The organism is Mesorhizobium sp. M7D.F.Ca.US.004.03.1.1 (assembly GCF_003998635.1).
In the GTDB taxonomy this organism is placed as follows: domain Bacteria; phylum Pseudomonadota; class Alphaproteobacteria; order Rhizobiales; family Rhizobiaceae; genus Mesorhizobium; species Mesorhizobium loti.
Map to the genome: position 1 here is coordinate 1 of NZ_RZQG01000218.1, position 7,685 is coordinate 7,685.

Below are 7,685 nucleotides of genomic sequence, written 5' to 3' on the forward strand. Positions count from 1 at the left end.
GAATAGGGAAATCCTGATGTCGAACATGATGAAGGCGCTTGTGAAGGCCAAGGCCGAACCGGGCATCTGGATGGAAGAGGTGCCGGTGCCGGAAATCGGCCCCAACGACGTGCTGATCAAGATCAAGAAGACGGCGATCTGCGGCACCGACGTGCACATCTACAATTGGGACCAGTGGGCGCAGAAGACGGTGCCGGTGCCGATGGTGACGGGCCATGAATTCGTCGGCACCGTTGCCGATTTCGGCGCAGCGGTCACCGAATACAAGGTCGGCCAGCGTGTATCGGGCGAAGGCCACATCGTCTGCGGCCATTGCCGCAACTGTCGCGCCGGGCGAGGGCATCTGTGCCGCAACACGCTCGGCGTCGGCGTCAACCGTCCAGGCGCCTTCGGCGAGTATCTGGCGATCCCGCAGCACAATGTCGTGCCGATCCCCGACGATGTGCCCGATGAGATTGCCGCGATCTTCGATCCCTTGGGCAATGCCGTCCACACCGCATTGTCCTTCGATCTGGTCGGCGAGGACGTGCTGGTGACTGGCGCCGGGCCGATCGGCATCATGGGCGCGCTCGTCGCCCAATGCGTCGGCGCGCGCAAAGTGGTCATCACTGACATCAACCCGGTGCGGCTGGCGCTAGCCAAGAAACTCGGCGTCCAGCATGTCGTCGACGCCTCGAAGGAGAAGCTGCGCGACGTCATGCCGGTGCTCGGCATGACCGAGGGGTTCGACGTCGGCCTCGAAATGTCAGGCGCCGCCCCCGCTTTCCGCGACATGATCGACACCATGAACAATGGCGGCAAGATCGCCATTCTGGGCATCGCGCCGACCGGCTTCGAGATCGACTGGAACAAGGTCATCTTCAAGATGCTGCATCTCAAAGGCATCTACGGCCGCGAGATGTTCGAAACCTGGTACAAGATGATCGCGCTTGTGCAGGGTCCGCTGGATGTCTCCGGCCTGATCACCCACCGCATCGGCATCGACGATTTTCAGATCGGTTTCGATGCGATGAAGAGCGGCAGTTCCGGCAAGGTGGTGATGGACTGGTAGGGATTGCCTTGGCCGCTATTCAGGAAAAGCTGACGACAGCACCTCTGGTCCGCCGGACATTTTCCAACTAGGGGAACATGGCTGGGTGGAGAGCTATGGCTCCGCTACGTGCGCTCGCTAATCATATACGGCGACGTATCGCGGCCCACCCGGTGACGGTCGATGGGGCAATTCGCTTCAGTCGATGACGGAAACCCGGTGAACCGATGCTGAGGCCCCGACGCGATCGTCTATTTCCTATGATCTGCGATTGAGGTCGAGGTGTTGCCGCTTTCAGCGGGTAAGATGCGATAGACGACTTCCGGTACCCTTCCGGTCAGCGAAAAGGAAGGCAACGAGCCGCATTGCCTCAAGCAAAATGTTACCAATAGTGTCCTGTTCCAAAGGGGATGGACAGGTCGTGCCATTCCGGTTCGGGGGAAGGATGGCGCGGCTCAGCATGGCGACACGGTGAAGCGGCGATCGTGGAGCTTTATTGCGGCGTTGACAAGCGGCGCATTCTGGATGAGTTCGAGGCGGTAACCGGCTATTATTCGCAAGCGCGCGATCCGTCTTATGAACCGTCGTGAGCAGAGGCCGTCTGCGGGCAAGAGCCGCAGCCGCTGTTACGGCAGCGATGTCCGCGACGCGCTCATCGTGTTGTGGGAGGATTCGGAGCGGCTGGGTCCGCATCGACGCTCGCGGCGGCCAGCGCCGCCGGGCAGGAATGAGTTCGCAGTTCGCCGCTCGGTGCCAGCCCGCACCTTCGGCGATTGGAAAGATCCGCCGCCCGGCTTTGTTGAGCGCATTCGGGCACGTCTTCGTCAGGGAGCTTCGTGCAGACGATGGTGCTGACCGGATTGCCGCCGGCTGGACCGATTGCATTCCGCTCCGCACGCGCGACAGCGGCAATGTGATCATGGCGATCAAGCAGGCCCGCTCCCGGTTTCGCTGACCCTGTGCTGCTGTTTGCCGGCATCCGCCCGCACAGGAAGAGCTTGTAAAAGTGCGGAAATCGAGGAGCCGTTGGTCGTCGATCTTCAGCCTGAACGCGGTCGTTTGCTGGTGCCGCAAATCGGCTGTTGCATGTACATCCCTGTCAGACGTCAGTTTTCCTCGCCTATTTTGGTGTCGAGCGCGAAGTGCTCCAACCAGATTGCAAGGCTTTTTGGAAATGAGAGCGGCTTTGCGCAGGGCGCTCCGTTGTTGAGCATTCAAGCTACCAAGCCAATGACGCGCAGGTTCCACCAGGCTCGCCAGCCTTGAAGGACAGCGAAAAAAGCAGAGCACGACAGACACAACAGTGCATCAGGACGCCGCAGTCGTTGAAGATGGTGCGCTGCATCCATACCGTGGATGCATTCGATCCAAATAATCGATTTGTTCAATCAGTTTCTCGAAAGCTAACCCTACCCTCTGTGGGAATCGGGCTCTGAGCCGCGACGCTGCCTTGCGAGCGCAGGGGCTGCACGTAGGAGAGATGATGCAACGAGAAATCGCACGCGGGTTGCTGGCCTCGTGGGTTCGCCGACCGGCGTATTTGAGCCCGTCAGTTGGTCCTCACCCGCGCCTATTGCCACCGAGCGACTTGCATGTCCCTCCGACTCGGACCAGTTCCGAGAGCTGCGACGAGTTGCGCGCCGTGTGCTCCGATCAGATGGCCGCCGGTGACGCGTTCGATGGGCCGTCCCTCTTCGAGAGGAGATGAAATGCGAACGCTGCTCGTGGATCATCATGCGGATCTTGCGCGCGCCATGCGACTTGCGCTCGGGGATGGCGGCTTCGTCGTTGATGTCGTTGGTACTCTGGAACTGGCTTCGAGTGCATTTTCTTGCGCCAGCTATGAAATTCTCCTGCTGGAATTGGCTCTGCCAGATGGCGATGGCTTGGGTTGGCTGAGGCAGTTGAGGACCCACGGGCATTCAGTTCCTGCCGTCATTATGAGCAGCCTTAACGATCTCGATAAGCGAATTGCGATCTTCAACGGTGGTGCGGACGACTTTCTGCTCAAACCCATCTCTACCGATGAGCTTATTGCCAGAATGAGAGCCATTCTGCGCCGGGCGACACAGATGACCGACCTGAGGCTCGTATTTGGCAATCTCGACTTTGATCCGGTCGCCCGCCAGGTTTTCGTTGATGGGCACCCAATGATGATCGCACGTCGCGAACTCTGTGTTCTAGAGCACCTGCTTAACCGGGCAGGCCGCATCGTGCCCCGTGCGCAATTGGAAGATCACCTCTATTCATTCAACGACGACGTGTCTGCCAACGCGCTTGAAGTCGGAATTTATCGTTTACGGGGACATCTGACCAGATCAGGTGCAACGCCACGGATCAAGACCATCCGAGGCATTGGTTACATCCTAGAATTGACTGACGCCTCGTCCGCATAGTTTGTCGAATCGAAAGAAGATCTATTTTGCTGATCCTTCAACATCCTTGCGCTGCGCTCAATTGGCGGGCGATCGCCAACAAGGTTACAAGACCTGCAGTGCCCCGTTACCTGGGCCATCTCCTCTGCGCGCTTATTGTGACTTTCCCACTTGGTGTCGCGGCGCAAAACAAGCAGGACAAAGGCCCGCCGCATGCGGCTTCGAATAGCATCAACGCCACGCTGACCCTTTCCTCTTCGCTCGGGGAGACCGTTCATCTGCCCGGGCCAGCCACGACCATCTTTGTTGCTGACCCCACGATCGCGGATTTTCAGGCGCCATCGAGCAAAACAATCTTCGTCTTTGGCAAGAAATCGGGGCGGACCAGCCTATTCGCCTTGGATGGCAATGGCGAGCCTCTCGCCGAATTGCGTATCGTTGTCACGCAACCGATCGGGGATTTACGCGCCATGTTGCGGGAGCAGGTCGGCGACTATCCCATCCGCGTCAACTATACGCCGCGCGGCGCAATCCTTAGCGGGACGGCGCCCGACGCAGAGGTCGCCGACACCGCAAAAAGAGTCACTGAGCAATATCTGGGCGACGGAGCGCAAGTCGTCAACAACATCAAGGTCGCTGGATCCCTGCAAGTTAACCTCAGCGTGCGCGTAGCCGAAGTCTCACGCAGCGCCATGAAGTCACTCGGCGTCAACTTGTCCGCCTTCGGTCAAATCGGCAATTTCAAAGTGGGCGTTCTAAGCGGAAGCGCTGCAAGCGCTGGGTCTGGTTCAACCCAGGGTGGCGGTACAGCAGAAATCGGATTCGACAACGGTGCCGTCAACGTCAGCGCGGTTCTCGACGCGCTCGCCAAGGAGCATATAGCTTCCGTCCTGGCTGAGCCGAACCTCACCGCTATGTCGGGTGAAAAGGCCAGCTTTCTCGCGGGCGGCGAATTTCCCATTCCTGTCCTGCAGGAAAACAGGCAGGTATCGGTTGAATTCCGTCACTTCGGCGTCAGTCTGGAATTTGTGCCGACAGTTCTCAGCAACAATCAAATCAACATTCACGTAACGCCCGAAGTCAGTGAACTGTCGACGCAAGGTGCCGTGCAAATCAACGGAATTTCCGTGCCGGCAGTTTCCACGCGCCGAGCCGATACGGTCGTCGAACTCGCCAGCGGCCAGAGCTTCGCAATCGGCGGTCTAATCAGGCGGAACGTCAACAATGATGTCAGGGCCTTTCCCTGGCTCGGAGAACTGGCGATCCTGGGACCGCTTTTTCGCTCGACCTCGTTTCAAAAAGAGGAGTCAGAACTGGTCATTCTAGTTACGCCTTACATTGTAAGACCAGGCTCCAACCCAAACCAGATGAGCGCACCGACCGAGCGGGCGGCACCGGCTTTGAACGGAGGGGGCGCTCCGACGAATTCCGTGACAAGTCCCCCGCGAGACCGCGCTGCTATCCGTGCGGGCGCGCCAAGCGCCCAGGGCGGTCTCGGCTTCATCATCGAATAGTGTCATCCAAAGATGTTGCGTTTTATAATCCTCTTTGTCGCTCTGGCACCAAGCGTAAGTGGCTGCACAAGCACTACGCCAGTTGATGTCGAACCATCGGCACCAATGCTTGTCCGAGAGGAGACCACCGTCCTGACGTTGCAAAGCCTGCGCGCTTCCGAACGGCAGCGTTTGCGTGTTTTCCTAGACAAGGCCAGTCGCGGCCGGTTCGATGCCATCCACCTCCTCATCAGCGGTTCGCCCCAGCTCAGCGCAGGGGTAGCCCATCAGGCCAGGCAGTTGGCAATCGAAGAAGACAACATTCAATTGCGCGATCAACACGACGCCGGCTCAGTGCGAATTGAGGCGATTGTCTATCACGCCCGTCCGCCGGTCTGTCCCTCATATGGTGCCTTACCCAATGAAGAATCCTTCAAACAGCCGCTTGGTTGTTCGACAGGACATAACCTGGCCGTGATGGTCAACGATCCGCGCGATCTGCTCGACAATCAGGCCGTCAAGGCCGGCGATGGCGATCGTGCTTCTGTACCAGTTGCAACTTACAGAACATTCGGGACGGATAAAGGTGGCTGATACCGCCCTTATCTCGGCAGCACTCCTACCGGAGATTGAAAGCTTCCAATCGCGTCCTGATCTAAAATAAAAGGAACCGCTGGATGCAATATAGGCGCTATATCGAGGGCCTTAGGGCCGTTGCTGTACTTCCGGTCGTACTCTTTCATTTCGGAATTTCGGCGATCCCGGGTGGCTTTAGCGGGGTCGATATCTTCTTCGTCATCTCCGGCTACCTAACCAGCGGAAGCCTCCTGGATGACCTTGAACGCGGCCAATTTTCCATCGTCAACTTCTACTGGCGCCGTGCCCGGCGCATTCTGCCGGCGCTCGTCTTTGTGATGCTTCTCACCTGCATTGCGGCATTGTTCATTCTTCTGCCACCGGATCTGCGCGGATTCAGTCTTAGCATCATAGCTACCTCGACCTTCTGGTCGAACGTTTTCTTCTGGAAAACGTCAAGTTACTTCTCTATCGATGCCGCGCTTCTACCACTGTTGCACACTTGGCCGCTTTCCGTAGCGGAGCAGTACTACATCTTCGCACCAATCCTGATGTTCCTAATCTATCGCTACATCGGGAAGCGCTGGCTGACGACACTTCTTCCGATAATTCTCTGCAGCTTCGTAGTGGCGGTGATGGCGACATCGCTGGCACCCACCGCCGGATTCTATCTGCTGCCGACCCGAATCTGGGAACTCATGTTGGGCGCCCTGCTCATGCTCAAATGCCCCTCGCCGCTGGGCAACCGACTCCTGATGGAGTCGGTGGGGGTGGCCGGATTTGGCCTTCTCGCCATCGGGTTCTTCGCGATTTCGGCGAGTGATCCGTTCCCAGGCTACAACGCCTTGTATCCATGCATCGGAACGGCCCTTCTGATCTATGTTGGCCAAAATACCCCCTCGACGGTCGCCACCCGCATGCTCGAAGTCAGGCCGCTGGTCTGGATTGGGCTCATCTCGTATTCGTTGTATCTTGTTCACTGGCCTCTCAATGCGTTCGCGCACTATCTTTCGTTCCAAAAACTCGATCCGTTGATGACCGGTGCGATGTTGGTGGCAAGCCTCGCATTGGCTGCATTCTCCTGGAAGTTTGTAGAGCAGCCGTTTCGACAGAAGAGGGCCTTCACCTCCCCGGGGCCTATCTTCGCCTTTTCAGCGCTCGCGATCGTTGTCCTTTGTGCCGGCGGAGCGGCGGGGGCGCTCGGCAACGGCTTTCCGCAACGGTTTCCGGACTATGTCCAGCGGCGCATTTCCGTCGGGGACTGGAGGAATGGCATCTGTTTCAACGAGGGCACCAGCCGGATCGAAAGCTGGAATATGGAGGATTGCACGCGCACCAGCGGTTTTCCAACAACGGTTTTTTTGTGGGGCGACTCCTTCGCCGCGCACTATGTTTCCGGCTTGGGTGCTAACATAAATCGATTGCAGGCGAACATCGTTGAATATACGTACGCCAGCTGCGCGCCGATACTCTATTACTACCCGTACGATCGTCTTGATTGTGTCCGGTTCAATCGCAAGGCCTTGGACGTCATCTTGGAAGCGGACATCAAGACGGTTATCCTCAGCGGTAGATGGAGTGACTATGAGGTCAGAGGTTTCGACGGTCTTCAGCAAACAATCGCTACGCTTCGTGCCCTGGGCGTGCGCGTGTTTGTCATCGGCCAGTCTCCGCAGTTCCCAACTGACGTCCGGAAAATTGCGTTCTTCGCCAAGCGCCAAAATCTGGACGATACGTCCTGGCCGATCGCGATGGACCCCGACGTCAACGAACGTGTGCGCTCATTTACCAAAGGCGCCACATTCATCGATCCGCTGAAATTCCTGTGCAGCGCAGGACGCTGCGCCTATTTCGATAGAGGAGAGTTTTTATATTTCGACTATGGTCATTTCTCTTCAGCCGGCGCCACACTGGCAATCTCGAAATACTGGCCGGCTTTTGGCAAGGACAATGCTCTTCCTAAGACGAAGTAGCGGCTCAGCGGCTGACAAGCACCAGTACGGGTCCCAGTGATAGCTCCTGCTTCCGCAGCAGCCGCGACGATGGAGCTGTTCAGGTTTAAGGCCCCCCGATAGTGACCTAGGTGTGGAGCTTCAACAGGTTGTCCTCGATCAGGGCGAGGCGACTGATAGGCGTTTTTGACTTTAGGCTGCCATGTGGACGATGCCAATTGTATCTGTGCAGCCAGACAGGCAGTTCGGCGGCACGATG

5 protein-coding genes and 2 pseudogenes are annotated in these 7,685 nt (G+C 57.8%); 6 read left to right on the top strand and 1 reads right to left on the bottom strand.

All coding sequences use genetic code 11. From position 1 onward, the window contains the following. The first annotated feature begins 16 nt into the window (after positions 1-16). The 6 genes and pseudogenes from tdh (at position 17) to EN935_RS14660 (ending at position 7,447) form a co-directional block, all read left to right on the top strand. The gene (gene tdh, locus EN935_RS14635; protein WP_063169264.1) at positions 17-1,051 is read left to right on the top strand and encodes an L-threonine 3-dehydrogenase; all 1,035 of its coding nucleotides are present in this window, start codon (positions 17-19) and stop codon (positions 1,049-1,051) included. Between the two features lie 714 nt (positions 1,052-1,765). Continuing rightward, positions 1,766-1,934: pseudogene (locus EN935_RS42045) on the top strand (transposase); the annotation flags it as partial. A gap of 805 nt (positions 1,935-2,739) precedes the next feature. Beyond that, positions 2,740-3,426 (top strand): response regulator transcription factor, encoded by a 687-nt coding sequence (locus tag EN935_RS14645; RefSeq protein ID WP_063169262.1) that lies wholly within the window; start codon positions 2,740-2,742, stop codon positions 3,424-3,426. 71 nt (positions 3,427-3,497) lie between these two features. Continuing rightward, positions 3,498-4,919, top strand: a complete 1,422-nt coding sequence (locus EN935_RS14650; RefSeq protein ID WP_063170365.1) for a type II and III secretion system protein family protein — start codon at positions 3,498-3,500, stop codon at positions 4,917-4,919. A gap of 12 nt (positions 4,920-4,931) precedes the next feature. After that, positions 4,932-5,492: a CpaD family pilus assembly lipoprotein gene (locus EN935_RS14655; RefSeq protein ID WP_063169261.1), complete on the top strand. Its 561-nt coding sequence runs from the start codon at positions 4,932-4,934 to the stop codon at positions 5,490-5,492. 83 nt (positions 5,493-5,575) lie between these two features. Beyond that, entirely contained in the window at positions 5,576-7,447 is a 1,872-nt protein-coding gene (locus tag EN935_RS14660) for an acyltransferase family protein (RefSeq protein WP_063169260.1), read from the top strand. A gap of 106 nt (positions 7,448-7,553) precedes the next feature. Here the strand turns inward: EN935_RS14660 and EN935_RS14665 are convergent. Further along, a pseudogene (locus EN935_RS14665) lies at positions 7,554-7,685 on the bottom strand (IS481 family transposase); the annotation flags it as partial.

Excerpts from the sequence above, each read along its gene's own strand:
- tdh (WP_063169264.1), top strand. The coding sequence starts at position 17 with ATGTCGAACATGATGAAGGCGCTTGTGAAGGCCAAGGCCGAACCGGGC.
- EN935_RS14645 (WP_063169262.1), top strand. The coding sequence starts at position 2,740 with ATGCGAACGCTGCTCGTGGATCATCATGCGGATCTTGCGCGCGCCATG.
- EN935_RS14655 (WP_063169261.1), top strand. The coding sequence starts at position 4,932 with ATGTTGCGTTTTATAATCCTCTTTGTCGCTCTGGCACCAAGCGTAAGT.
- EN935_RS14660 (WP_063169260.1), top strand. The coding sequence starts at position 5,576 with ATGCAATATAGGCGCTATATCGAGGGCCTTAGGGCCGTTGCTGTACTT.